The 25,606-nt window shown below is 62.6% G+C and carries 28 protein-coding genes and 1 riboswitch; of the genes, 8 read left to right on the top strand and 20 right to left on the bottom strand.

Features of this window, described 5'->3' with window-relative positions; genetic code table 11:
* The first annotated feature begins 4 nt into the window (after positions 1–4).
* Both AC07U4_RS18235 and AC07U4_RS18230 read left to right on the top strand, forming a co-directional pair.
* The gene (locus AC07U4_RS18235) at positions 5–1,072 is read left to right on the top strand and encodes a sulfite oxidase (RefSeq protein ID WP_055817283.1); all 1,068 of its coding nucleotides are present in this window, start codon (positions 5–7) and stop codon (positions 1,070–1,072) included.
* A complete protein-coding gene (locus AC07U4_RS18230) occupies positions 1,069–1,581 on the top strand; it encodes an MgtC/SapB family protein (RefSeq protein ID WP_056626649.1) in 513 nt (170 codons plus the stop codon). The genes AC07U4_RS18235 and AC07U4_RS18230 overlap by 4 nt, the downstream gene beginning before the upstream one ends.
* Before the next feature lie 51 nt (positions 1,582–1,632).
* On the opposite strand, the gene AC07U4_RS18225 is transcribed toward AC07U4_RS18230, so the two are convergent.
* Genes AC07U4_RS18225 through AC07U4_RS18210 form a run of 4 tightly spaced genes read right to left on the bottom strand, consistent with a single transcriptional unit; the run spans position 1,633 to position 4,717 of the window.
* Complete coding sequence (locus AC07U4_RS18225) at positions 1,633–2,403, bottom strand: anti-sigma factor family protein (protein WP_055817290.1); 771 nt, start codon at positions 2,401–2,403, stop codon at positions 1,633–1,635.
* Positions 2,400–2,909 (bottom strand): RNA polymerase sigma factor, encoded by a 510-nt coding sequence (locus AC07U4_RS18220; RefSeq protein ID WP_055817293.1) that lies wholly within the window; start codon positions 2,907–2,909, stop codon positions 2,400–2,402. The genes AC07U4_RS18225 and AC07U4_RS18220 overlap by 4 nt, the downstream gene beginning before the upstream one ends.
* A gap of 1 nt (position 2,910) precedes the next feature.
* Entirely contained in the window at positions 2,911–4,314 is a 1,404-nt protein-coding gene (locus AC07U4_RS18215; protein ID WP_354302106.1) for a YncE family protein, read from the bottom strand.
* A gap of 37 nt (positions 4,315–4,351) precedes the next feature.
* Entirely contained in the window at positions 4,352–4,717 is a 366-nt protein-coding gene (locus AC07U4_RS18210) for a DUF305 domain-containing protein (RefSeq protein WP_235528336.1), read from the bottom strand.
* A 163-nt stretch (positions 4,718–4,880) separates the two neighbouring features.
* Positions 4,881–4,957, top strand: a riboswitch (Fluoride riboswitch).
* A 23-nt stretch (positions 4,958–4,980) separates the two neighbouring features.
* Between AC07U4_RS18210 and AC07U4_RS18205 the strand changes: the two genes are divergently transcribed.
* The 3 genes from AC07U4_RS18205 (at position 4,981) to AC07U4_RS18195 (ending at position 7,459) form a co-directional block, all read left to right on the top strand.
* Entirely contained in the window at positions 4,981–6,336 is a 1,356-nt protein-coding gene (locus AC07U4_RS18205) for a voltage-gated chloride channel family protein (RefSeq protein ID WP_055817299.1), read from the top strand.
* A gap of 124 nt (positions 6,337–6,460) precedes the next feature.
* Positions 6,461–6,733 (top strand): putative PII-like signaling protein, encoded by a 273-nt coding sequence (locus AC07U4_RS18200; RefSeq protein ID WP_235513449.1) that lies wholly within the window; start codon positions 6,461–6,463, stop codon positions 6,731–6,733.
* A 216-nt stretch (positions 6,734–6,949) separates the two neighbouring features.
* The gene (locus AC07U4_RS18195) at positions 6,950–7,459 is read left to right on the top strand and encodes a sulfite exporter TauE/SafE family protein (protein WP_197977994.1); all 510 of its coding nucleotides are present in this window, start codon (positions 6,950–6,952) and stop codon (positions 7,457–7,459) included.
* 384 nt (positions 7,460–7,843) lie between these two features.
* Here the strand turns inward: AC07U4_RS18195 and AC07U4_RS18190 are convergent, their stop codons facing one another.
* Positions 7,844–8,230, bottom strand: coding sequence for a type II toxin-antitoxin system VapC family toxin (locus AC07U4_RS18190; protein ID WP_055817303.1), 387 nt, complete (start codon positions 8,228–8,230; stop codon positions 7,844–7,846).
* A complete protein-coding gene (locus AC07U4_RS18185) occupies positions 8,227–8,472 on the bottom strand; it encodes an AbrB/MazE/SpoVT family DNA-binding domain-containing protein (protein WP_055818096.1) in 246 nt (81 codons plus the stop codon). The genes AC07U4_RS18190 and AC07U4_RS18185 overlap by 4 nt, the downstream gene beginning before the upstream one ends.
* A gap of 269 nt (positions 8,473–8,741) precedes the next feature.
* Here AC07U4_RS18185 and AC07U4_RS18180 point away from each other — a divergent pair, with 269 nt between their 5' ends.
* Both AC07U4_RS18180 and AC07U4_RS18175 read left to right on the top strand, forming a co-directional pair.
* Positions 8,742–9,386 carry a recombinase family protein gene (locus AC07U4_RS18180; RefSeq protein WP_495196394.1) on the top strand — a complete coding sequence of 215 codons (645 nt, stop codon included), beginning with the start codon at positions 8,742–8,744 and terminating at the stop codon, positions 9,384–9,386.
* Positions 9,387–9,728: 342 nt separating this feature from the next.
* Positions 9,729–10,004 carry a hypothetical protein gene (locus AC07U4_RS18175; protein ID WP_495196393.1) on the top strand — a complete coding sequence of 92 codons (276 nt, stop codon included), beginning with the start codon at positions 9,729–9,731 and terminating at the stop codon, positions 10,002–10,004.
* 74 nt (positions 10,005–10,078) lie between these two features.
* Here the strand turns inward: AC07U4_RS18175 and AC07U4_RS18170 are convergent, their stop codons facing one another.
* The 11 genes from AC07U4_RS18170 to AC07U4_RS18120 all read right to left on the bottom strand — a co-directional run bounded on the left by AC07U4_RS18170 (position 10,079) and on the right by AC07U4_RS18120 (position 22,211).
* A complete protein-coding gene (locus AC07U4_RS18170; protein ID WP_495196392.1) occupies positions 10,079–10,363 on the bottom strand; it encodes a hypothetical protein in 285 nt (94 codons plus the stop codon).
* 52 nt (positions 10,364–10,415) lie between these two features.
* Positions 10,416–10,730: a ribbon-helix-helix domain-containing protein gene (locus AC07U4_RS18165; protein WP_495196391.1), complete on the bottom strand. Its 315-nt coding sequence runs from the start codon at positions 10,728–10,730 to the stop codon at positions 10,416–10,418.
* Entirely contained in the window at positions 10,727–11,416 is a 690-nt protein-coding gene (parA, locus tag AC07U4_RS18160) for a ParA family partition ATPase (protein ID WP_495196390.1), read from the bottom strand. The genes AC07U4_RS18165 and parA overlap by 4 nt, the downstream gene beginning before the upstream one ends.
* A gap of 917 nt (positions 11,417–12,333) precedes the next feature.
* The gene (locus AC07U4_RS18155; protein WP_495196389.1) at positions 12,334–12,669 is read right to left on the bottom strand and encodes a hypothetical protein; all 336 of its coding nucleotides are present in this window, start codon (positions 12,667–12,669) and stop codon (positions 12,334–12,336) included.
* 498 nt (positions 12,670–13,167) lie between these two features.
* Positions 13,168–13,989: a CsgG/HfaB family protein gene (locus AC07U4_RS18150; protein WP_495196388.1), complete on the bottom strand. Its 822-nt coding sequence runs from the start codon at positions 13,987–13,989 to the stop codon at positions 13,168–13,170.
* Between the two features lie 111 nt (positions 13,990–14,100).
* Positions 14,101–14,448, bottom strand: a complete 348-nt coding sequence (locus AC07U4_RS18145; protein WP_495196387.1) for a hypothetical protein — start codon at positions 14,446–14,448, stop codon at positions 14,101–14,103.
* A complete protein-coding gene (locus AC07U4_RS18140) occupies positions 14,435–15,574 on the bottom strand; it encodes a nuclease-related domain-containing protein (RefSeq protein ID WP_495196386.1) in 1,140 nt (379 codons plus the stop codon). The genes AC07U4_RS18145 and AC07U4_RS18140 overlap by 14 nt, the downstream gene beginning before the upstream one ends.
* A complete protein-coding gene (locus AC07U4_RS18135; protein WP_495196385.1) occupies positions 15,571–16,329 on the bottom strand; it encodes a type IV secretion system DNA-binding domain-containing protein in 759 nt (252 codons plus the stop codon). The genes AC07U4_RS18140 and AC07U4_RS18135 overlap by 4 nt, the downstream gene beginning before the upstream one ends.
* An 8-nt stretch (positions 16,330–16,337) precedes the next feature.
* Entirely contained in the window at positions 16,338–19,598 is a 3,261-nt protein-coding gene (gene mobF, locus AC07U4_RS18130; RefSeq protein ID WP_495196384.1) for a MobF family relaxase, read from the bottom strand.
* Positions 19,599–19,600: 2 nt separating this feature from the next.
* Positions 19,601–21,931 carry a type IV secretion system DNA-binding domain-containing protein gene (locus AC07U4_RS18125; RefSeq protein WP_495196383.1) on the bottom strand — a complete coding sequence of 777 codons (2,331 nt, stop codon included), beginning with the start codon at positions 21,929–21,931 and terminating at the stop codon, positions 19,601–19,603.
* Positions 21,918–22,211 (bottom strand): hypothetical protein, encoded by a 294-nt coding sequence (locus tag AC07U4_RS18120; RefSeq protein ID WP_495196382.1) that lies wholly within the window; start codon positions 22,209–22,211, stop codon positions 21,918–21,920. Before AC07U4_RS18120 ends, AC07U4_RS18125 begins: the two co-directional genes overlap by 14 nt.
* A 526-nt stretch (positions 22,212–22,737) precedes the next feature.
* Between AC07U4_RS18120 and AC07U4_RS18115 the strand changes: the two genes are divergently transcribed.
* Positions 22,738–22,956 (top strand): hypothetical protein, encoded by a 219-nt coding sequence (locus AC07U4_RS18115; RefSeq protein WP_495196381.1) that lies wholly within the window; start codon positions 22,738–22,740, stop codon positions 22,954–22,956.
* Between the two features lie 183 nt (positions 22,957–23,139).
* Here the strand turns inward: AC07U4_RS18115 and AC07U4_RS18110 are convergent, their stop codons facing one another.
* From AC07U4_RS18110 to AC07U4_RS18100, 3 genes are all read right to left on the bottom strand, one after another.
* Positions 23,140–23,721 carry a hypothetical protein gene (locus tag AC07U4_RS18110; protein ID WP_495196380.1) on the bottom strand — a complete coding sequence of 194 codons (582 nt, stop codon included), beginning with the start codon at positions 23,719–23,721 and terminating at the stop codon, positions 23,140–23,142.
* A 322-nt stretch (positions 23,722–24,043) separates the two neighbouring features.
* On the bottom strand, positions 24,044–24,298 hold the full coding sequence (locus AC07U4_RS18105; protein ID WP_066667205.1) for a hypothetical protein: 255 nt from the start codon (positions 24,296–24,298) through the stop codon (positions 24,044–24,046).
* A 332-nt stretch (positions 24,299–24,630) separates the two neighbouring features.
* A complete protein-coding gene (locus AC07U4_RS18100; protein WP_495196379.1) occupies positions 24,631–24,984 on the bottom strand; it encodes a hypothetical protein in 354 nt (117 codons plus the stop codon).
* Positions 24,985–25,606 lie beyond the last annotated feature (622 nt).

Genomic DNA, 25,606 nt, shown 5'->3' with positions numbered 1-25,606 from the left:
GTCCATGACTGATATGATCGAGCGCAAATCCGAGCCCTACAACGCCGAGCCGACGCCCGGCGCGCTGATCGAGCGGTTCCTGACGCCGCAGGCGCTGTTCTACGTGCGCAGCCATGGTGCGGTGCCTGATCTGCCTGCCGATCACCGGATCGAGGTCAGCGGGATGAGCATGGAAAGACGCTCCTTCTCGGTGGAGGAGTTGAAGAGCGCGTTGGCCACGCGGACGGTGACGGCAGTTCTCCAGTGCGCCGGCAACCGGCGCACGGATCTTCAGCAGTTCGCAAAAACGTCCGGCGACCCGTGGGACGTGGGCGCGATCGGCAATGCGGAGTGGACCGGCGTACGACTGTCCGACGTACTGGATGCCGTCGGTGCGCCGGATGCGTCCGACCTGTTCGTGGCGTTCACCGGAGCGGACGAGGTGGACGTCGAAGGCGAGGAAGCATTGTTCGGGGTCTCGATCGCCATGGACAAGGCGCGGCAACCCGACGTCCTCATTGCCTGGGCGATGAACGGCGAGCCGCTGACGCCCGAACACGGCGCACCGATCCGCATGGTGGTGCCGGGCTATGCCGGGGTGCGGAGCGCCAAATGGCTGACACGGATCGAGGTGCGCGAGACGCCATCCGACGCACCGATCCAGGCGCACGACTACAAGCTCTTTCCTGCCGATGTGACGAGCGACACCGTCGACTGGAGCCAGGGTCTGACCATCAATGCCATGCCGCTCAACGCCGCGATCTGCGTGCCCGGCTCTGGCGAAAGCTTGCCGGCCGGGGAGGTGCGGATCGAGGGCTATGCCATCGCCTATGATCGCCGCGTCTCTCGGGTCGAAGTGTCGGTAAACGGTGGTCGCGACTGGCAACAGGCGACGTTCACCGATGATCCGGAGGCGCACTGGGGTTGGCGGCGCTGGACCCTCGACGCCACGCTCGACAAGGGGCGCCAGCACCTTGTCGTGCGCGCCTTCGACGACACTGGACAGGGTCAGCCCGAGCGGCCGGATACGATGTGGAACTTCGCTGGCTATCTGTGCACCGCCTGGCATCATGTGCACGTGCTGGTCGAATGATCGAAGCGTCAGCGGCACCGGATCTCGGCTTTTGGATCGATGCGATCGGGCGGCTGGTGGTGGCGACCGCGGCTGGGATGGTGCTCGGCTGGGAACGCTCGCGCGAGAACCGGCAGATCATGGGCTTGCGGACGCTGGGCCTCGTCGGTCTGGCGAGCTGCATCGCCGTGCAGGCGATCGTACACAGTGGCTTGCCGAATGTGAACGCCGATGCCGCAGGACGGGCGATGCAGGGCATTCTGTCCGGCGTCGGCTTCATCGGTGCCGGCGCTGTGCTGCGGGTCGGCCAGGGTCAGGAAGTGCATGGATTGGCGACTGCCGCATGCATCTGGGTAACAGCCACGATCGGCGCGGCAGCAGGGTTGGCGGTGTGGCCGCTCATCATCGGCGGGTTGAGCCTTGCGATGCTCGTACTGTTCGTCGGCGCTCCACTCGAACGTCGCATTCGCGAACGGGCCAGGCTGACTCCGGCAGAGGCCGACCGGAACGATGCCGCGCGCAAGCCGTGATCCCGCTGGTCCGCCCAGTGCCTGTCGGCGCTGAGAACTGGCCAGGTGCTATCAGGACACAAGCGCCGCATCGGCCTGGCGCTGGACCTCGTTGGCGATCGGATGCAGCTCGGCAGCGGGGCGCTCCCCCACCACACTATAGCCGATCCCGTCGACCGCCCATGTGACCCGGCCCATGGTCCCGCTGGACGTGCTGGTCATGCTTGCGCTCTTGTCGATTTGCATGGGCCTCGTCAGCACCGCAAGCTTCGACGCTTGCGGTCCATCATAGAGGAGCAGCGCTGCAGGGCCGTGGGGCGTCGCGACCAATCGCCCCCCGCCATAGCGGTAACCCGCTGTGCTGAGGTCCGGGATGGTCACGCGCTCACCCAATCGGCTGGAGGTCCATCGGATCAGCATGGCGCGCTGGTCGGGGCCGATTTCCGCCGGTCGAATCCGGTCGGCGGCATAGACACGGAAATTGTCGCTCGCCTCATTGGCCAGCGCCGCGATGCCCGCGTGGGGTTCGCCGCTCCACCGCGCGCTCGACCAACCACCGCCAAATCCGACCGCCAGCAGAAGCGACGCGGCGATGGCGAGTTGCCAAGGCGGTTGGCGTTGCCGTCCCCTGATGGCTGCGACGCGCATCGTCGCCGGGATCGGTTCCTCCGCGATGGGAGCGAACAGGGACGCAAGGGCTCGCGCCTGCTCCGCCTGCTCCCGCAAACGGGCATGCACGTCCGGCTGGCCTTCAAGGTAAGCGTCGACCAGACGCTGCCGCTCGGGCGACAGCCTTCCATCGATCCACGCGGCCAGATCGTCCTCTCCGATCGGGCTGGTCATCGAATACTCCTTAATCGTGGCCGTTCACCCTCGCGGAGGAGCGTCGCCAGACGGTCGCGCGCCCGCGATATGCGCGACATCACCGTTCCCAGCGGCACGCCGACGACGGCAGCGACTTCCCCATATGACAGACCTTCGACGGAAATGAGGAGCAGCACCGTCCGCTGCTCCTCGGGCAACGCATCAAGTGCGCGCAACAGGTCTCGGTGGTGCAGGCCTACGTCCTGATCGGCCGGGCGGCCGAGCGCAGCGTCGTCGACGAGGTGGAGCGGAACCGCCGTACCTCGCCGACTGTGCTGCCGCTGATGGTCGACCAACAGATTGTGCAGGATCGCGTAGACCCATGGGCGAACCTCCGCACCCCGTCGCTGGCGCCAGCGCCCGACCGCGCGCTCAAGGCAATCCTGCACCACGTCATCCGCCATCGCCGGATCGCGCAACCACGACCGGGCATAGCGGCGCAGACCGGGGATCAGTGGCTCGATCGCGGCGGCAAGCGGGTCCATCTCAGTCGCGCTGCACCTGCACGATGCGGCCCGGAGCGCCGTTCACCACCTCGGCGACCGCCAGAAAACGCCGGGGTGCCGCGGTGCTGCCTTGAACGATCTGCCGGATCGGACCCGACGCGTTGACGATCGCCGCACCTGCCGGATTGCTCATGAAGTTCGCAAGCGGCTCTACCGCACCGCTGCCGTCCGCGTTGGCGGTGAGCACGAGCATGTAAGGCTTCTTGGGCTGCAAACCGGTAACGGCACTCTGCACGACCTGAATGATGCCCTGGTCGAAGAGGGTAATGCTGCTTGCAGCACCATTGCCGCGAACCGGCCCCATGTTCAGATGCACCGCCTTGCCTGCCGTACCGAGCGGTTGAAGATTGTCGGTGCCGAGGCCTGTCGGAATAGCGTTCGGCACATAGGCGATCGCCTGCGGTGCCTGTCCGACCGGCACGGTGGCAACGACCTTGTTGCCGGCGGTGTCGATCGCGGCAAGTTCATCAGCATTCTCCAGCCCGACATAGATGCGCCGGCCGTCGCCCGATGGCCAGACACCGTGCGGCATCTTGCCGACCGGGATGGTGGCGACAAGCGCGAAGTCGGACGTGCGGAACACCTTCACCGCGTTTTCCCCGCCTACCGTGACATAGGCGAACTGTCCCCTGACCGTGCGGGCGAAGTTGACGTGATTGGTGATCGGTCCGGTATCCAGCACCTTGAGGATCGCGAAAGGCGGCTTGGCATCGAATGCGACCGTCTTGCCGATGTCCTTCAGCGTGAACCACACCTGCTTGCCGTCCGGCGTCGCGGCGATGTTGGGACAGAACGGACTCGGCTGCGCCACCTGTCCGACCTGCGCGTGGGTCGAGACATCGAACACGGCCAGCACCGGATTGAACGAGGAACAGACATAGCCGTATCGGCCATCGGGAGAGAAGATCGTCATGCCCGGACCACCGGGCGTCTTGATGCGACCGGTCTCCTTGTACGTCTTGGGGTCGAGCACGGCGATGTAATCCTCGCCGCGTACCGTAACCCACACCTCCTTGCCGTCCGGCGTGAAGAACGCCTCATGCGGGCTGCGCCCGACATAGGTCGTGTGCTTGACGGTGTTGGTGGCGGTGTCGATCCACGACACGGCGTTGGATCCGATCGACACGACCGCCAGTGTTTTCCCGTCCGGCGAGAAGCCGAGGCCGTGAACCAGCACCTGCCCCTTGTAGAGCGGGGAAAAATTCATCGGCTGCGGATCGCCGAGCTTGATGACGCCGAGCAACCTGTTGTCGGCCGGGTCCGTCACCGACACCGTGTTGGAGAATTGTTCGGATGCATAGACGCGGTCGCGGTGGCTGACAGGCACGTCCTTGGCGTTCCACGGCGCCTGCTGGGCCATGGCAATGCCCGGTGCGGCGCTCATCAGCAAGGCGGCCGAGCGCAGGAAGGTCCGGATCATGTCAGTGCTCCATATGGCTGTGGTAGTCGCCGCCCTGCGTCGGGGCTGGCGTCGAAGGGGGTAGCGGCTGACCAATCGCCAACTTCATGGCGGCGATCTCCTGCTGCTGATCGATGATGATCTCCTGCGCAATGCGCTTGAGCTGCTCGTTATGACCGTAGCGCAGCTCTGCCACCGCCATATCAATGGCGCCCTGGTGATGCGGAAGCATCATTGCGACGAAGTCGCGGTCGACGTCGCCGGACGGCTTGACCATCATGCCCGCCATCATCCGGTCCATCGCGGCAGATACCATGCTGGCGTAGCCATCGGCGGGGGCGGCCGCGACTGCGCCGGTGAGCATGGCCGAAGCAGTCAGACCCAGCATCCAATTTCGTCTACGCATAAGCCTCCGGCGCATCAGTCTCGAAAGCGTAGACGACGCCCGTCGAGATTTATTCCATGGTTGAGCCAATTATTGATCCTCAGCAAAACAATGGTCTCATCGTGACCCTGCCGATGGTTGACCAGGTCGCCGTCGGACAGCATATGCTCGGCACGGCGATGGATTTCCGCCGGGCCATTCGGCCGAACCGCCCTCGCAAGGGTCGATGATTCCTACCAGGCGCCGCAAGGCAGCAAGGAGGAATCGTGCGCGCGACATTTCGCAATCTCTACGACCAGTTCAACATGGCAGCGTTCATTCGCGATCGCCGCACCCATGCCATGTCGGTGCTGCGATGGGCCTTGATCCTGGTCCCGATGGCCGCAATGGTGGGAACGCTCTGCGCGGCTTTCTTGTGGAGCCTCGATGCCGTGACCCGGCTTCGCTTTGCCTTTCCCTGGCTGCTCTACCTGCTGCCGATCGGCGGGTTCGTGGTCGGACTGCTTTACCATCTGACCGGCCGCTCGGTGGAGGGCGGCAACAACCTTATTGTCGAGCAGATCCACGAACCGGGCGGGGGGGTGCCACTGCGGATGGCACCGCTGATCTTCTTCGGCACGGTGGTGACCCATCTGTTTGGCGGTTCGGCCGGGCGCGAAGGCACCGCCGTCCAGTTGGGCGGCAGTCTCGCCAGCGGTTTCGGTCGCGCGCTCAAGCTCGATGCTGACGGCACCCGCATCCTGCTGATGGGGGGCATTGCGGCCGGGTTCGGCGCGGTGTTCGGCACGCCCATCGCAGGGGCGGTGTTCGCACTGGAGGTGTTGGCGATCGGGCGTGTCGAATATCGCGCGCTGGTGCCGTGCCTGGTCGCGGCACTGGTCGGCGACTGGACGTGCCTTGCCTGGGGCATCCATCACGGCGTCTACCGGATCGATGCGCTGGTGCCGGTCGATGCGCTGCTCGTCACCAAGGCGGGCGTCGCCGGGGTTGCGTTCGGGCTGGTCGGTCTCGCCTTCGCCGAAGCCAATCACACGCTCGGCGGGTGGCTCAAGCGCATCGTCTCCTATGGCCCGTTACGCCCCGCCATTGGCGGCATCGCGGTCATCGCGCTCGTCTACCTGTTCGGAACGCGCGACTATCTCGGACTCGGCACGTTGGCAGCGACGCCCGACAGCCTCACCATCGCCAGCTTCTTCGGACCGGACACGCATCCGTGGAGCTGGGCGATCAAGCTGCTGTTCACCGTCGTCACGCTCAGCGCCGGCTTCAAGGGTGGCGAGGTGACACCGCTGTTCTTCATCGGCGCGGCGCTCGGCAACGCACTCGCCCCCATGTTCGGCGTGCCCACCAGCGTATTCGCCGCGCTCGGCTTCGTCGCGCTGTTCGCGGGCGCGGCCAACACCCCGCTCGCCTGCACCTTCATGGGCATCGAACTGTTCGGCGCTGCCTATGCGGTGCCGATCGCGGTGGCCTGCTTCGTCGCCTACCTCTGCTCCGGTCATAACGGCATCTACCTGTCGCAGCGCGTCGCGGTGCCGAAGGTGCCGGCGACCGGCCTCACCCCGAACGCGACGCTTCGCGAGGCGCGGGCACACCGCGCCTCGCGAAGCCCACGCTCCTGATCCCCCCACCAATCGAGGGTTTGTCCATGCCCAATCGTTTCACCGTCCAGCATCGCGAAATCGGCATGCTGCGTATCTACATGAAACCGTCCGACCGAATTGGTGAGCGCAGCCTGCGTACGCTGTGGGCTGCCAAGCCGCTCTATCGCGAGCTAATCCAGACGGCATCATCAATGCCGTCGCGCAACACACGCACTATGGGTTCAGCAACCACGGCCAGATCCGCGAGAACGGATCGGAGGCGGCCGATCCCCATCTGACGATCTGCGTCGAACTCGTCGGCGAACGCGACCAGCTCGACCGGTTCTGCCGGCGACATGGCGACCTGCTCGGCGACAAGGTGATCGTCTACAAGCAGCTGGAACACTGGTCGGTCATGCCGCGGTTCGACCGATGACACCAATGATCGAATATGGGCTGCTGATCGTCGGTGCATTTGCGGCTGCTGCAATCTCGGGTTCGGCCGGGTTTGGCGGGGCACTGCTGTTGCTGCCGCTGCTGATTTAAGTCGTCGGCGTGACCGAAGCGGTGACGCTGCTGACGATCGTCCAGATCATCGGCAACGGTGCGCCGGCCGGGATGGGCTGGGCTGGCGCCAATCCGTTGGCGGCCCGTGTTGCTGTTCCTCTCCGCTGCCATACCGTTCTCGATGCTGGGCGCATTGTCGTTCGCGTCGCTACCGACGGCGCTCGTTGCGCGGATCGTGGGCGTGGCGATCCTGCTGTTCGTCATCCTGAAGGCCACGGGCATGATCGCGTTTAAACCCTCGCGCCGCGTGCTGGTGATCGGGGGCGGTGTGACCGGCCTGTTGTCCGGGCTAGTCGGGAGCGCCGGGCCGCTCGGCGCAGCGGTGTTCCTGAGCCTCGGTTTGCCACCGCTTGCCTATGTCGCGAGTGACGCGGTCGCCTCGATCGTGATGCACAGTGCCAAGACAATTGTTTACGGCGCGACGATCGACCTTGGACCAACCTTCTGGCCGCTGGCGATCGCGATGGGGCTGGCGATGATCGTTGGCACCTGGGCGGGGTGCTTGCTCATCAAGCGTCTGCCCGTTGAGCGCTTCCGCCAGCTCGTCATGGTCCTGCTCGCGCTGATCGCGACCGAGATGATCGTCATGGGTTAGTGGGAGGATTGTCGCGAATATCCTGAGTTTCGCTACACCAGCTCAAGCGTGGTCGGCTGACGGCGTAGCTGTCGCGAATGTCAGTCGCGGAATTACGCGACTTTCAACGCACATCTGCGACACGCTAACCTGTGCGTTAACGGTGTCGCTACGCAGGAGCCGGTGCCCGGCTCGTTCAGCTGAGCCGCAGCCAACCGCGCGGCCGGACGGCGGCTTTCAGGGAGCAGAAAAGTTGTCCTGAATGACTTACTATGGGTCGGAAGTCGCCCGGCAGCTTTCGCCGAAACGCCGCCCAACAGCGGACAGGCGGTTTTCCACCAGGATGCAGACCTTCCGCTTCCAGAGGATCGACAGGTGGTTGCCCCCTGCCCTTCCCGCCAAGTTCTAGCGGATCGTCACGACCTTGACCTCGACTGCATCCGCGATCTTCTTCCAGTTCTGGTCGCTGGTCCAAGCGGGCAATCCATCCCGTCGGGCTAGAGCCAGACAAAAGCGATCTCCAAGGCTAAGGCCCGCCTCGGCCGTCGCGGCGCGCAGCCGCCCGGCGATTTTCGCCAAGGCCTTGTCGGCCGGCACTACCGTCAGTGGCAGCGGATCAAGCATGGCATCAACTTCTCGCTCGGGCATTCCGGTATGAATGAAGTGGGTCACCACCTCAGCGTAGTTCACGCTGCTCACTCGCGCACCGGCGATACCGGCTGCAACCTTGGTAGATCCCTTTTCACCCTTGATCATTGCGATGAGAGCCGAGGCGTCGAGAACCACGCTCATTCGCCGCTATCTTCGCGACGCCGATTGAGGAATGCGTCAACAGAGGCGTCGGGATTACCGCCGGTATATTGCTCGGCCAGCGCCTGCGCCCTTGCCACCGCTTGGCTGGCGGTTCGCAGAACAACGCCATCTTCGGTTTCGTCGAGATATACCGCACCGCCACCCGTCAGGCCCAACCGCTTGCGAACGTCAGCGGGCAGGCTCATGCGCCCGTTTGGCGTTATGTTGATCTGTAGCGTCATGACGGCCTCTGTACCTCTGATCAGCATCGTCATCATCTTCTAGGGATATCCCGGCTTAGCAGCAACCGTCCCCACGGTATGCCAGCGAGCCTCGTTTGTACCACACCGTTTGGATTATGGCTCATCGACGTGAAGCTGCCCCACGTGCATAATCTCCGGTGCTTTTAACGTATGCCTTTCGCGGACCGGTCCTAGACCAGTGCTCTAATGGCGTTTTACCCACATAAAAAAGACTGGACAAATAGGCACCACGTATCGAAGACCAAGACATGTTTATCCGGGCTTACCTCCGCGCATCTACGTCCGAACAGGACGCATCACGGGCCCGCAGCGTCCTCGACGCCTTCGCTGTCGAGCAGGGATTGCGGATCGCATCGCGCTATGTCGAAAACGAAAGTGGGGCCAAGCTGCACCGGCCTGAGCTCTTCCGATTGCTCAACGACTGCGAACCCGGCGACGTACTGTTGGTGGAGCAGGTCGACCGACTGTCCCGCCTCACTTCCTCGGACTGGCTGCGCCTGCGTAGCCTGATCGATGCCAAGCAGGTCCGAATTGTTGCTCTCGATCTCCCCACATCGTGGACCCTGACGGCGCCGTCCGACGAGTTCACCGGCCGCATGTTCGCAGCGGTCAACGCGATGATGCTCGACGTCCTCGCTGCGGTAGCGCGCAAGGACTATGAGGATCGCCGTCGTCGCCAGGCCGAGGGAACCGCGAAGGCCAAGGCCGCAGGGCTCTACAAGGGTCGCCCCGCAAACAAGACGCGCAACGCTGCTATATCCTCCTTGCTGAGCGATGGGCGCAGCTGGCGGGAGATCATGGACGCGACAGGATGCAGCCGTACCCTGCTTGCCAAGATCGCTCGCGATCGCCGGTTGCGCAAAGCCGAGCTCGAGGCCAAGACCATCGACTGAGGCAAACTGGAGCCCCCTCTCCCGGCCCATGTTCCAGCAGCGCAACAAAAATCGTCCTAGCGAACGATCTAATACACGCTACGAGCGTTATGAATATCGCTGACCTGATTTGCCAGATACGGCCAACGGTTCAGCAGCTTCTGCCATTCGGCAGTATTCGGGAGGCGTCGGTTTACCATGACGGACAAGGAGCTGCTTCGTCGTTTGGAGGAGCACCACCGAGTCATCAGGGTTGGTCTCGCGTTAATTCAGAGTCACTGCGCGACAGATTGCGCTAACAGTTCAGGACTAGCTCAGGCACGCTTAGAACTTACGCGTGCGAGCCGTGAAAGGTCGCTCTTCGTGAGCGACCACGTAATTCCTAGATTACTGGAATCGGCCGACTGCGATGATCGTGCTGCGCTTTCTGATTTTCTCGTGGCCTTCACCTCCAAGCGATTGCTTTCTGATCGACACATAGAAAGGTGGTCGGACCAGAAAATCGCTGAGGATGTATCAGGCTATTGTGATGCCGCTCGGACCATCTGGGCCATGATGGAAGATCAGATGGAGCGTGAGACCCGCGTGCTGGGGTCGCGCCTGCATCGAAACTCCGAGCTTTGCACCGCACGAATGTGAGGTCGGGCGTTCGTTTACCTTGTAAGCGGAATACGAACCGCTCTGTGCTTCTGAGCGCGCCCCCCCCTACTCTGCTAGTCGGTCCCGCCCTGCGTATCCTTTTCGGCCGGTTGGCGCCGGTCATCGATCCGGATCCGTAAAATCGCGCCTTCTGCCGCCATCAGCGCGTCACGGGCTGCGTACAGCCCGAGCATCACCGGATCGGTCTGCACCTTCGTTGATGGCATCGACGCCCGTGTTGGCCGATACAGGTTCTCGATGTCCTGAACCACGTCTCGGATCTTGCGGACCAGCTCACGGTTATCGGCGTCGCTCAGGTTGGCATCCCCGTCCTGGTTAAGCGTCAGTCCTTCGACCATTACCTCGTCCTCTTCCCTTGCCGCAGGCAGAAGAACGGCTCCTGTCGGCCGTTCACGCTGACGCTATCGGTGAGCGTCCATACTTTTCGAACAGAAGGTTCAACGCCTCTGCCATCAGCTTCACCTGATCCGTGTCTCGTTCGATAGCGAGCATAGCGAGCTGCTTGCGGACGGCGGGATCGAAGTAGCCGGCGATATTGACCTTGCCCGATCTGCCAGAGGGCCGCAGATCTCTATTTACGTCGTCACCCTGACCCGCCTCAGGCACCGGCGACGGCCGCGTTGCGGTAGCCGCGGCTGCTGGCGCCTTACCGCCTATCTGCTCCAGCTTATTCAGCCCTGCCGCGAAGCCAACCCTCTTGCTCATGCCGCAACTCCCTTTCGCGCCTTGCGCACAGGTGCACGTGTGTGTCCGTGCAGCTGTGCGTTTACCCAATCGAACAGTGCGCTCACTTCGTTTGCCGCCTTGCCCTGGGGCTCGACCTCTTGCGCAGCTTGGCCCGAGATCATGCAACGGCTGAAGGCAACGCGGTCCCCGAACGATGCGTCAGCGACCTGAAGGCCGAAGGACGATACGATCGTCTCAGCCGCCTCTTGGCCGCCTGTCCCTTGGTGCGGTACGCTGTTGAGTACCGCGTAGGCTGTTTTCCCAACCAGCTTGAGCAGCTCCACCGTCTTCGACATCGCGCGAAGATCCATGATGGTCGGCTGACATGGCACGAGGATCAGATCTGCCGCTTTCGCCGCTTCGAGAGCGGTGCTTTCGCTATGCGGCGCGGTGTCGAGGATCACGACGTCAGCGCCCATCGCCTTTGCCTCTTCAAGGACCTTCGTCAGACGTGAGGGCTGGATCGATAGGACAGCCGGCGTCTCGTCTGCGCGGTGATCTTTCCATTCAGCGGCGCTGGCCTGCGGGTCGAGATCCAAGAGGAGCGTGTTCTTGCCGGTCGCGGCGAACGCCGTCGCCAGATGGATCGCTAGGGTCGTCTTCCCGACCCCCCCCTTTTGCGCAATCAGAGCTATTGTCTGCATCGAAAACCCCTCGCCTTCCATGAACGATCGCAACTGTGCACACGTGCGATGATGCGGGCGTACATATGCCAACAGTCGCTCAGTCGCACAAGCGCGAATCCGCACCTGCGCGCTTGTGCACAGGCGCACAGACTCTGCGCTGCTACGTCTGGTTCTTCGGATCCGAAGCTGATCCACGCCCGAGCTCGGTATAGTCGAACGTCCCGTGGGCTGGCTCCGTTTCCTGGCCGGCTCCGCGAGAAGGCCGTCATTCAACGTCCGCCTCTCCCTTGGCGATTTACTCGCCGTGTCTCACGTTCGTCGACACGCCCGGACGGCCGCTTGCTCGCAGAAGCTCGTCGAAGCAGCGTGGGCACGGGCGACGGTGCGACAGCACATTCGTGCGACTGTGCAGCTGTGCGACGGTGCGCCTGTGCGGGAGTGCGAAGGTGCATAGTCACACTTCGCCCGCAGGTTCTGAGCCTGTCGGGGCTATGGCATCATCTGGCTGCGCCAACTCGGGCATTCGTGGGTGCAGGCCGTTAGACGATCGTCCATCAAAACTGTGCAGCTGTCCGATTGTGCAGTTGTGGGTTTGTGCATATGTGCACCGCTGCACTAGCGCATCCGGTTAGAGGTGTGACGATCGGCTGGGCAGGTGTTTGCGGCGTTGGACCGCTTACCTCGACGAGAGAGGTTGTTAAGCGTTCGGTCGTTCGACGACGCCGTTGCAAGTGATGCTCGCTCGCACGGCTGCACTGTCACACCCGCGCGCGGATGCGCTCTCGCGATTGTGCACATGTGCGACTTGGCGGTAAGAACGCTGCTTGTCTTTCGATAGTGAGCCCGGTCATCGGTCCATCACGGGTGCAGGCTTCCTCGTTGACGGCTGAGATCTGAGGGTGCGATGTGGCGTACCGTCGCACCTGTGCACAACTGCGCAGATGCGCAGATGCGCGCTACAGTAGGATGCCGACCATCACCAACAGCAATGCAGCCGCTGAGGTCAGCACCTTCGCTACGCCCAAGACCCGAGCGGGTCGGCCGGTGCGCCGAACCGACCATGTGCGATCTATCCCAGTCCGCACCGCCAATATGCCGTCGACCGCCAAAACGGAGCCAATCACAAACAGCATGAGGGTGAAGACTTTTACGAACTCGCGTCCTGATGTTGGGGCGATCGCGAAGGCAACGACGAGACATACCGTGGCGATGCCGTAAAGCGACGCTCCGGCATCAAGGAGACCCGACACCAGAAGGCGTCGCGGTCGGGTCCATGGGATGGCAAGAAACATCGTTGGCCGTCGGCAGATGTGACATGGCTCGACTGGTGCGCGCGGCGGCCAAGCAGTGAAACCACGGCCGCAGTAGCCGCAGATTGGCGCGGCAGGGGAGGGGGCCGTCGGCATCGATTAACTGGTCGGACCCACTGCGAGCTCCGCGGCAGCTACATCGGCCTGCGTAGCGGCGTCGTAGCAGGCAGGATCGCAAAATAGCATCGGACGGCCTCTACAAGTCATCTGGTGCCCCTCGAGCATGACAGGCCTGTGGGCCAGCCTCTGACACCGGTCGTTGTTCCTCGTCATGAAGCCGCACGGGATAGCGATCGGTTCGCCACGCGTGGCTTCGATCTCGGCCGCGTCCAGCGGCTCTATGACTAAATCGGGGGCAGGATCAAAGAAGTCCCGCTGCTGAATGCGCGCGTGTTTCATGTGGGCACCTGCCGACGATGGGGGAGGGGGCTTTCGAGCGATGCTTTCGCCCGCTTCCTCACCCCCTCTCATCTCTAAAGCCTATTGCCTCGGCGCTGGTGGTGCCATCGGAGGCGCCGGAGACGGTGCCGGTGCGGTCGAACTCGCAGTTGGCTGGGGCAATCGCGTCTGTGCCTGATTGGTCAGCTTGACGAAGGCGTCGAGCATCGCGACCGAGGTGATCTTTCCCATGTCTGTGCTGGTATAAGCACCTCCCAGAGCCCCGACGCCAGCGTTGGTGAGCAGACCGCCCCCAAGGATCGATAGATCCTTCTTGCGGGCCGAGCCTGTGGCGATCGCCTGTTGGATGCCGGTTTTCACCTCGATCAAGGTGAGCATCGTCTGGCTCGATTTGACCTTTTGCTTGAAGCCGAGGCCACCGGGGAACATCGTGCCGAGACCGCCCCCGCTGCCGCCCGCATCGGAATCGGAATAGAGCACCTTGGCTTGCAGTAGGTAATCTGCCGCCTTCAGCGTGGCCTGGTTGTTCGCGCCGGCGACGCTCCCCCCGGCTGCAAGCTGACGCTCGCGCTGTAAGGCGTCGAAACCTTCACCACGATCAACGACCTGGAAGCACCCCGATTGTGCAACCAGAAGCTTCAGGAGAGGGATCGGGTCGACGCGCTGGCTACCGCCGTTCTGTGCTTCTGCCATTCGCATCAGCGCCGCGAGACCTGGGGGAATGCCTTCTGCCGTGCCACCAGCGGCACGCTCCTCCACCAGCGCGATCGTACCGTAGGGTCGTTCGCATCGTGGCACTTGCGTGTTCTCGTCGATCCCGATGCCGCCCTTGCCCGCCTTTTGCGCAAGCGCAGGCGATGTCGATGCTGCGAGCAATGCTATCAATGCCAATTTGCGGTACATGGTAACCCTCCCTGGTTCAGCGAATGTGTATCATAACTTTAAGGTCATCTCAGTGTGTTGTGACTGGGCCGACCTAATTCAAAAAGCCCTTGGCGCCGTCTGCGCGCTCGATCAGCGATCCCCATCGGACCCTTCCGGTTCGGAGGCTCGACGCAGCACCGCCCTCCGATGCAGGATGCCAAGCATCTGTACGAAGTCGGCAATCACGTAGGAGAACTCGTCCGCCACATTCCTCTCGTCCTCGCACTCGGGCGCGATCGAAGCAGCCGCGAGCACGAGATGGGCCGCGGCGATTGGATGGGTTGTCATCAGGTGGAAGGATTGCTCCCGGAAGCTATCTGCTAACTCCGCGTCTGCGAGTGGGGGACGATGATCGTCATGACCCGGTTCGGACTGTGAGAAAGCAAGTGCGGTACTCCTAGGCGCCGCCTCTTTTCCGAGCTGCTCACTGTACGCCATTGCTAGATCCTCCTTGCATACGCTCGCCTCTGAAGAGCGCCTCCCGGATGGCGGCCGCCTCCTCGTCGCCGGCGATCCAGTTCCGGAAGCGAGGATTCCAATGAGCCAATCCTTTGCAAGCGGCCGACAATCGAACGCGGTCACCCTCATCGGCCCCTGCGAGAAAGGCGATACGCCCGTCTGGTAGCTGGCGCTCGAACAGCCCTGGTACGATCTCAATCTTCTGCCCTGCTTTGGAGGATGTCAGGGCGCCTGAAAGCGGGTTATTATTGTCGGGCAGTACGGTGACCGGTTCGATTTCTGGAATCTTCTGCACTGGCTGAAGCTCATCCGCTGGCACCTCCACGAGGACGGCATCTGCAATGGCGGGCTCCTTGACCTCGCTCTCCGATGCTGTTGCGTCGATCATCGTCGAGCTGCGGCTTGCACCAATCTTTTCAGCAATCGTTCGTTCGTCCGCGACATTGCTTGCTGCGAGTTGACGTCCGATGCTCTGCAACGAAGCGGCAGAAACGCCCGTCGAAAAAAGCTTCCCAAAATTCGTGATGCCGCCAAACTCGGTCCACGCCGTTATGAAGTTGTCTGCTTTGTAAATCGGCACGTCGTGGCCAACCTTCGACCGGTCGATCGAACAGTCTGGCGGGATGATGACGTAGGCGGCGATTTTCTCAAACGCCGCATCGTGCCGGTGCGTGACTAGCCACGCTCGTAGGACCTCCCGTTGACGCCGCGCCTGCGCTGTTGGGTTCGGTATATCGATCGGCCGACGCCGGCCTTCGTACCATACCAGCCACTCGTTATGATCGTTCTTGGAGAGGCGGCCTCTATAGTTCTTCACTTCAATTACCGCCGCGGTCTTGGACAGGCGCGAAAGGATCACGTGATCGAACTGCGCAAATCCGCCGATGCCGTCCGGGATCCGTAAATCATGTAAGAGTGCGTGATCCGTGCTTTTATAGAAATGCCGGTCTAAAATATGTGCCGTCGAGCGCTCCCCCTCCAGGCCGCGTTTGCGAGCAAGAGCGTTCTTTTTAGCGCGGTCGGTAAGGTGGTCGAAGTCTGGCGAGTTAATGAAAAGGTTTAGATCGTCGCATTCATGCGTCTTCGTCGATGGCTTCGCGATCATCGTTGCATTCTCTCAACACGGCTAGGTTCTGGATGCGCGCTCATGTCGGAAACGGTCATCCACTCCGCCGAGATCGGCGTCTGGTTCGTGCCATCCCATGCCACCTCGACCTCGCGGCCAGCGTCGGCTTCAAGTGTGGCGATCCGTGCGAGAGCCCCCGCCACGGATCTGCATGCGCCATCGTGGACGCCCGCTCCCGCGGTTATGAACAGCACCGACCGTGGTTTCTCGATCAGCCACCGTCGTAGGGAGATAGGGGGCAGGGTAGGGCAACGTTTCGCGAACCGCCCCGCGTTTTCTTGCAGAAGAGCCAATGCCGACCAGCCAGTCCGCGTATCGGCGCTAGAGCCTAGATCAAGGCGCAAATCTTCTGCGATGCGAGCATAGCTCAAGCCTCGGACGAGGGTCGAAACGTCATGCAGCGTCGCCCCTGGTTGGCCAGCAGCCCCCCAGAGTAGGCCAGAGAGAATGCAGCTTGCGCCGTGGTAGGCGGGTTTGGGGGCCTTCGTAGACCGCAGGATTGCTTCGCTTGCTTGCGCAAGCTCAAGCTCAGATACATGGTCAGCGAAGAAGTCCCAATTACCACGGGATGGATCGAGCAAGATATCCCGGTCCAAGTCGGCGTACAGGCGCGTCAATTGGCTCCCTTCGTCAACGACAGTTAGGCGTTCCTTCCCTGCATGTGCTGAATCCATAAGCTGCTGCAGCACATCGCTTGGGATCGTTTCGCTTGTTCCGCAAAGGATGATGGTCATTGTCTCTCTCACATGTCCAAGCTGAGATTCTTCTGAGGTAGGCCGGGCATCTGGTCCCCGTGACCTGGCATGGCTGGCAGGGAGCTCAGGTCGTCCATGTCGAGCGGGCGCATCCCCAGCTCATCGTCCTTCCGTGTGTCGGGGCGTTTTTGCCGATCCTCGTCGTCCTTGCGATCGAGCGTGACCCCGTCGCGTTCCATCTGCTTCAGATCGGAGTAATCGGTTTCCGACTTGCCCATAGGCGGTAGGTCGTCAGCCGAGGTCAGAGAGGCGTCGAAAACGATCTTCTGGCCATCATCTCGATCCAGCGTCGCTGCTGCTGCGCTGAGCGCGTCGTCTGCGGCTTTCGTATGTCGGCCGGGGCCGTCGATATCGAGGCGTCCCAGGGTTTCGAGCGAGGCCGTCTTGTTGCCGGGATTGCTGTCGAGCTGGCGCTCCAGCTTCTGGAGGTTGTCGATGACCATCGTCAGCTCGAAACGGACGCGGGTAACGGCGACGTTGAAGAGGCGCTGGTTGGACAGATTACGCTCGAAGCTGCGCATGGCGACGATCGCGTCATTGGTCGTGACGCCCTGTGCCATGTGCATGTTCAGGGCGTAGGCCAGATCCATGCGGTGCATCATCCGGTCACCGTTCTCGAGCGTGACCTCATCCTTGTTGGCCAGCTGGACCGTTACCTTCCCGTCCTCGATCCGCGTGATCGTCCCCATCGAGGAGTTGAAGATCCCACGCTCTTTGTCGTTATCGGTCCACCGTATGCGGTCTCCTTCATGGATACGGATCGTCTCCAGGGTCGCGAGCGACATCCGATCCTTGGCGATCATGGGGTCGATGCGCTGTGGGTTGAATTTGATGGCACGCCCGTTCTGGACCACCTCGACCCTGCCGTTGGCGAATGTGCGCCGTACTTCTGCGACACCGCGGCTCAGGCCCAGTTCGGGCATTGCCTGCTGCACCTGAAGCTGCTGCCCCTTCTCATAGGCTTGAGCGTACCGCAGCTCCTCGCGGGTCAGATTGATGTTCTGCAAGACGGTCACGAACAGGCCATCGCCCTTGAGCGTGCCCTCATCTCGCAAGCCCTTCTGGACGGCGTTGTTGATGTCCGCGCGTGTTTCACGACCGGAGGCCAGGATCGTCGTATCAGCACGCTTCTCCGGCGAGAGGTCGAGCCATAGCTCTGCCGCGCGTTCGGCCGGGTCTTCGTGCTCGACTACTTTGTCGCCGAGCACCTTGAGCGCCTGTCCCGCCTTCCCGACGTTGGCGAGCGCCGCGACCGTCCGAAGCTGGTCCGTTTGCTGGCGGAGGTTTTCGTCCATCCGCGCCATGCCAATATTCGCAGCCTGCATCATCGCGAACGCCTTGCCGGCGTCGATTGGGAGCAGCTGCTGCCGATCTCCGACAAGTGCGATGCGCTCGACGCCGAGTGCCTCGGCGATCGTCAGCATTTTCAACATGTCCTGATTAGAAACCATCGACGTCTCGTCGACGACGATGATCGTGTCCTTCAGCTCGTCACGTCGCGCCTGAGCAGCCGGAGTCTGCGGATTATTAGCGTGTTTCTCGTTATGCCAGATGAAGTGGGCGATTGTCTCGGCAGTCACCCCGGCGTCCTGCATCTGGTCGACCGACATCTCGCGGTTTGGGATCGCGTCGGGGCGCGCCATGCCCTCTTTCATGTCGGCGACCATCTTGTTCTGAAAGGCGAGGCCGAGCACCGACTTGCCCTCGGACTCTGCAACACGCGCCACGGCCTGCAGCATCGTCGACTTGCCCGCTCCCGCGATGCCCTGCACGGCGACGATCTTGTCAGGTGAGGACACTATCAGCGTTGCGGCCGCCAGCTGGCCCTCATTCAGGGCATGAGGGGACGCTGCCTGCAGCCTGTCAGGGGCCTCAGAGGGCGCTACAAGCGGCGTCGCCGCGCCTTTGCCTGCCTCTACCCTCTCGAGGATCCTCTCCTCAGTCCCGAGCGACTCCGGCGTCGTCACTGCAGCCACCATCCCGGCGCTGCTGCGGATCTCGCCAGCGAGCAGTTTCCCCTTTTCGGTCAGCTGATCGATGCGCGCCTCGACGTGGTCGATCGTCACCCCTTTCAGGTTGAAGTCGAGGGCCTTCTTGGCGACCTGGTTCTTCTCGAACGCCGCCTCACGCTGGCCCAAAGTTCGGATTGCTGACGCGACGGCGAGCTGAGAGTTGGCTTCCCCGACACTTTGCGCCAGTCGCACGAAGCCACGGTCTACAAGCGGGTCTGGCGAACGCATTAGGTCCGCCACAGTTTCTTTCGCCACCTTCACCGCGTCCGCAATGGCGTGGTAGCTGCGACCGATCGCGCCGGCGTTCTCCCGCTGCTCCATTTTTGCAGCGGCCTTCATCGCGCCTTCTAGCAGCGCCTTGCTATCCCATCCGGCAGCTGCCGCGTCCTTCATCCAGTCGAGCACCAAGCCATCGCGATCTGCGATGTTCAGCTTCGGATCTCGCGTGGTGACCGTGACGCCGTCACGTCCTTTCGGCGAAACGATGCCGAGCTCTGCGGCCTTCTCGAGGATCTGCTCCCGGCGCTGGCTGAACGTCTCCAGCACGTTCTTCGGCACCCCGACGATCTCGAACGTTCCATGCTTACCGGTTGCCACCAGCTGGTAGCCCAACTTCTCCAACTCGTTGCGCAGATGGGCGTGGTAGATCGCTCCGATAACGGTGTTGTTCGCCCAGATCTTGTCGGCGTGAAGCGCGTGCCATTCTCCGTCCGGACCCTTCGTCAGGTTCGATAGAATTGCATGGATGTGGAGCTGCGGGTCGAGCGCTCGGCTCGTGTCGTGTTGGAACAACGCATAGACCAGGTTGCCGGTCTTGACCGCCTCCGTCTTGCCGTCCTTGGTGATCCTAGTTTCAGCGAGGTTTTTCTCGATCCACGCTAACGTCTGCTGGACCGCTTTGGTGTGAGCACCGTCAGGGCCGAGGATACGCTTGTCCCCGGCCACATAGGCCATGAGCGACACAGACTTCGGCGCAGAGAAGGTGAGGTCGTAACCGGGCCGTCGACCTTCCCGCTGGTCGACCTTCTCTCCCGACGGTAGCTCGCCGTGCAGCGCCTTAGAGAACGCCTCCTGACTAACGGGGCCGCTGAGACCGGCCGCGGCCGCGCCTTCGCCGCCCCATAGGCTGACGTCGCCGGCTTTCTCATCGGTGTAATAATCACCAGCGACATAGTCATCCTTGGTGAAATATTTCGCCGCGCCGGAGGCGGATTTAACGGTAGCGATCGAGTGCATCGTTAGAGCCCGATCCCGTCGTCATCCGGAAAGGCATCGCGTGCCTCCCGAACCGACAGGTCTTCCGGCCGCTCTCCGGTCGGCGTGGGGTCGTCACGCGTCCTGTCGTCGCTGCGGGCAGGGGCGCTCTGTCCATTCATCGAGCGGGAGCGATCGTCGCGATCGTCATCGCTCGTGCGCGTATGGTCGGCGGGTGGCCGCGCGTCGGCGCCGCTGACAACAGTGGCTTCGGCCGACACGCCATCCCGGGAATTATCGACCTCACCCTCACTGGGTTGGGAGAGGATATTTGCAGCGAGATTGTTCGCCACGTTGGCCGGTTCGACCTCTTTCTCCGACAGTGCCAGCGATTCCCCACGCCCGCCGTCGTCACCACTACCGTTTGGCTTTCCACCACCTCCGCGAACACCAGCGCCGGGTGCATTCGGATCCTGCGGTTTCCGAGGGATGAAGCCCTCTGCGACCTTGGGGTAGTGCTCCCACTCCAGCTGGATGCGGGCGGCGGGAAAGCCGTCGGGAAATTTGACGAAGCCGTGCATCGACGGAAGGTTCGTGATGTCGTCTGGAATGACCAGCGGCTCGACCTGCTTGCGAGGGGTCAGGGTGGAGGCGTCACGGGTGTTATTGTAGCCGTAGCTATACCCCTCATCCATCTGCCGGATTTCGCGGTTCCCGATGTATTTGGCGCACTGCTCGGCGGTGTCGAGGTCCGCCGCGGCGAGGATCAATTTGGTGCGGGCCAGGGAGGAGAGATTGCGGGCATTTTCTTCGCCGTAAACCTGCACCAGCTTGTCGAACGAGTGCAGCCCGAGGATCATTGCACCGCCGAAGTTTCGGGCTGTCTGCAAGCCGCTTTCGATCGCCGGTAGCCGATGCAGTGCGCCAAGCTCGTCGAACATAAACCAGGTCCGCAGCGACCGAGTTTTCGGCATCGTCATCAGCGAGTGGATCGCGAGGTTGGACCACAGCGTCAGGAGCGCGCGGTTCATCTCCAGATCGGTGTAATTCGAGGTAATGAAGAGGATCGAACCGGGCTTCTTTTCGCCCGTCATCCAATCCTTGATCGAGTAGCTTCGCCCCTCGTCGGGAAGGAAGCGGAGCACCTGCGCGTTGGTGTTGAACACGGCTCGGATGGACTCCGCCATGCGGGCAGCTTCGGGGGCGGTCAGCGGGTCGGCGATCGTCTTGGCGAGGTGCTTGTGGACCTGCTTCAGGTCGGCCGTCATGAGGTTGTCGGCCAGCGCCTGGTTCGACATCATTTTCTTCTCGATGAGCTTCATGCACATTTCGATGAAGAGGGTGCGAGCGGCGAGCGCCCAGAAGGGCTCGGAGGAACCGCCGTCGGACGGGATCAGTGCAGCGGCTGCGGCCGTGAACTCGCTGTAGGTTCTGCAGTCGTTGAAGATCGACCAAGCCGGGCATCGGGCATCCATCGGGTTCAGGATGGTGTCGCGTTCCGGGTCGTAGAATGCCTCTACGTAGGCGCCCGTCAGATCGAACACGACGGCGCTATCTTGCCGCTCCCGGATCTGCGCGATCGTCTTCCGAAGTGCGGTCGTTTTACCTGCGCCGGTCGTACCCAAAAGCAGCGAATGCGACTGCTCAAGGCGATGCGGGTAGGGGATCCCGGCGATGGTGTAAGGGTGGTGGATACCACCTGCCTTTCTCGCCCCGAAGGGCAGCTTCAGGACTTGCTCGGGGGTCTTGTTGGGGAAGAGGCTCTGAGCCTCCTTCACGAACTCGATTTTGTTGTGCTGGACGATCTCGGCGTAAAGCACATTCCGGTCGACCAGCATGGCGCCGCGCTCGTGCCGCTCCTGCACCATGGCTTTGCCGCGTCGCTTGGAAAAGTCGACGTACCAGATGGCCAGCGGCACCGTGATGCACGAGGCGATCATGCACGAACCGATGACCCCACGAACGGCTTTATCCCACGCGCGGGCGACCTCCGGAACGTAGGGAACATAGCCCATGATCGTCCGGTGGAGTGTGTTGTCGGGCATCCGCAGGTCGACCTGCTTCAGGTTGTCGAGCGCGACCCAATTCCACAGGCCCGCCAGGATCCTCATGCAGATCAGCTGGACGTTGTTTTCGTCCAAGGTGATCGAGAGGATGATGACGTAGGAGAGGGCAAATACGCCGAGCCACATCAGGATCGGCAGTTTTGCCCCCTGAAGCCACATCAAGACCTGGGTATTTAGGAGCTGGGAACCGCGCGTGAAGTTGCCCGAGTTACGCGGTAGCTCGCCCCGTGCGGAATGATGCTCCTGAGGTATGGCGCGGCCATCGTTGCGGATGTCACGACGCACGTTCTTGGGGTCATCGCGTGCCATGATACTGCTCCATCCGAAGGTCGGTTTGGGCGATCAAATGGTCGCGCAGCTCAGGGTGGTTTTCGCGGATGATCGCATCGAGTGCGATCTGCGTGAACTCCGTCACTCGGAGATGGCGTTGCTGGCTCTCGGAAAGGATCTGATTGCCCGCGATATACTGCGCGATAGCGAGGCGCAGGACGTCCGCAATGGAACGACCTTGCGCCTCGGCAAGCTCTTCCATTCTCGCAAACTGGAGCGGGTCGAACCGGACGGTTCGCTGGGTGTAAGGGCGTTTCAATCCAACCTCCTAGCAGGGAGGTTGGTGGGCTCTGCGACCACATGGGTATACGCGACAGCGTAGGCCGTTGGCAATCGCTACGTTCTTGAAAACCAAAAAAGCGATCCCAGGCGATCCCGAAAAAGGCGAGGATTTCCGCCATTTTTGAAGCGGGATCGGATGGGATCAAAAACTAGTCGAATGGGATCGCCTATAGAAAGGCTCAAAACCCGCAGAAAACTGCGGAAAAAGGCAAGCGAAGCTTGCGTAGGGTGTGCTCTACTGTAGTCCCGATTCCTCCGTATAGTTCTGGTGCTTCTGGTCTTCCGGACTGGGCTGGGTTCGTCCCCGGTTTCTGCCGGGACCCCAACCGCCGCGAGGCGGAAAGCAGATGCCCGAAGGGCGCTGCGCGCCGGATCTGAGACGCATCGTCAGGTGAGAAATCATTGGATTGCTCCATGATCGTTCTAGTGGGTTTCAGAGCGCCTCAATGACCGGTATATCGATCCCGTTCAGAGCCGATAAGCCGTACCGAAAAGGACACACTATGGCGAAGTCACTGGATGCTGAGCTGGCCGCGATCGCAGCCGAGGAACGCAAGCTCGCCGAGCGCCGTCAGGCGCATCAGGCGAAGGTGCGGGAGGCGGCTGTCGGAGCAGTCGAAAAGGCGGGACTGTTCAAGGTCCCACTCGATCGACTGGAGGGGCTGATGAAGGCGGTGAAGACGCTGGGCGTCGACGAAGTCGAGAAGCGGCTCACGGCGTAAGCCTGAACCGGTTCACGACCATGGTAACGGCGATGGCCGCATGGGGCTGCTACCTCATGCGGCCATTCTGTTTTCGAATGGGATAGAGGCGCAGCCATCTTGAGATTGGCAGGCAAAAAAAGGGACGCGCCAGCCGGTAGGCTGGGCGTCCCTATGGGTCGCTAGGCGCGTTCCGCTGGACCGTCAGGTCCATGCGAGATGGTATTCCCCCTCGGTCGGTTTCAGGGCCGCCATGGTGGTCAGGGCCTCGACGTAGCCGGACATGTGCGGGTCCTCATCGAGCCGTCGGCGAATGCGTGGATCCATGAGCCTTTGCCGAAGCTGCGACATCGGGATCGTCCCGCACGACTCCTCGTCCAGTCCAAGGCTCGCGAGGAGGGCGAAAGCGTTTCCGCTGGCGAGCTCCAATTCCGGAGCGCCATCGGGATTGAGGCCAAGGCCGAGCCGGATGTCGCCGGTCGGTTCCTCCTGCCAAATGCGGACGCGCCGACCGCGAAACTGTGCTTCGTCGATCACCGCAATGACGGCCGGATCGTGGTCGAAGCAGCGGGCGATCGAAGCGAGCGCCAGCGGGCAAACACGGGCTTCGATCTCGAACGACCCGCAGACTGGTTCGCCGTGGATCGGCATGACCATTGGAGCCCCGGTCCGGGCGTTATGCTCGGCGAGTAGATCGCGCAGTGCGCCGAGCTGGTCGGGGGTGATGACGGCAGGTGAGGGGGACAGGATATTGTGTCCGTCGTCGACGCGGAACGTGATGGTCATCTCGACCTCCTTCGTTGAAACCGCGTCTCCCTTTCTCCCTCCTCTCCGGCGATGATTCCGGACCCTTGAAACTAGGTGCGAGCAAAGGGTCGGTGAGGGTGCTGGCGCTTGGCTATTGGGCGCGTCAGCAGCGCCAGGGCGGGCTCGATGCCCGCGCTGGCGCTTCCCCGGCCGAGGCGTAGCAAGGGCGGCCCGACGGGGCCGCTCCGATGCGAGCGAGGCGGCTAGGTCATGCGCCGATCGCAAGCAGCAAAAAGGCCGCCCGGATCACCGAGCGGCCCTTTGTTTTGACGGGACGGAGAGCGTCCAGCCTCCCGCCCTTCTATTTGAGAAAGTTGCTCCAGATGGCGGCAGCGCCGAGCAGTGCGAGCAGGGCTGTTTGCACGCCGAACCAGATGGTCAGCGTCGACCGCGTCGTCTCGATCTTGCTGTCGATGCCCGTGAGCTTCGCCTCAAGTGCCTTGTTTGCCTGACCGACTGCCACGTCCACGTGCTCCTCGATCGCCGCGACTACCGCAGCCGCTTTGTCATCCTCGACATTAGCGTCCTTCAGAGCACGAAACAACAGAACCTGCATAACCGTTCCTCCTTTGTCTTCATGACGGAGATCACCCGTCGGTCGGGGTGGTGAGGGTCAAGGACCGCGTAGCGGCCGCGTCAGCGGCGGTGGGGGTCACGATTTTGCAAAGCAAAATGGTGGGGCCCCGCCGTCCTTGAGGCTCGCCGCACCGGCCGACAGACTGGGACGACTTGAGAGAGAGTTCCCCCCCGCGGCAGCAGCGCCGGGGCGGGCTCGATGCCCGCACTGGTGCTTCGCCGGCCGAGGCGTAGCGAGGGGAGGCCGAAGGGCCGGACCGATGCGAGCGAGCCGGGCGGCGGGCGCGATGAAAAGGGGGGCGCGTGGCCCCCTCAGTCGTCCCAAAGCCAGTCGCTGGTGTCGCTCCATGCCTCCATGCGGTCGGACTCTGCTTGCGCCGCCTGCCTGCATGAGAGCGAGCGCTCGATGTCGTCCAGCTCGACGCCTGCCTCGCGCAACCGCCAGTCATCGCCGCCTGCACGGTCGATCATTTCCTCAACGGTTGCCTTTCCGAGCGCATCCAGATCAACCCGGTCGAGGAAATCCTCGAAGCGCTCGAGCCGACGTTTCAGCGATCCGATCTCGGTGGTGAGGCACTGCGCGCGGCTGCTCAGCTGCGCGTCGTCCATCCGGTCGATACCGAACGGGTCAGGGTCGTAGCCGTAGATTTCCAAGACGTTGTGCACGTGAACCTCCTTCGTCGATGACGAAGTCCTCCCGGTGGTCGGGGTGGCAGGGGTCAAGGACCGCGTAGCGGCCGCGTCAGCGGCGGTGGGGGTCACGATTTTGCGAAGCAAAATGGTGGGGCCCCGCCGTCCTTGAGGCCTGTCGCCCCGGCCGCCACGATGGGACTACAGAGAGACAAATTCCTCCGCGGCAGCAGCGCCGGGGCGGGCTCGATGCCCGCACTGGTGCTTCCCCGGCCGAGGCGTAGCAAGGGGAGGCCGAAGGGCCGGACCGATGCGAGCGAGCGGGGTGCCGGGGCAGGGGTTTCAGGCCCGAAGGGAACGCCAATCGTGCGATCGTCAGCTACCCGCTCGTTCCCCGCGAAAACCACCAAACCTGCCTGCCTCCAACATCGAGCTATCTCGCTCTACTCCGTCCTCCCTCACCGCTGGGCGAGCCGGGTCGGCGCGATCACCGCCGCTCCCGCGAACCTGCGGCAGCGCCATACCGGAAGGGGGAAGGTGACCGGGCGCGCGCTGACCAGGTGCGGCCCGACGGGGCCGTGCCTCAGGCAGCGCGCGCCCGGTCACCTGGCGTGGGGGGGAACGTAGGGGTTTCCCCACAAAAAGAAAGGGGGGAAGA

It is taken from the genome of Sphingomonas sp. GW821-FHT02B09 (assembly GCF_059421875.1).
This window is presented reverse-complemented; position numbering and strand designations above follow the sequence as displayed.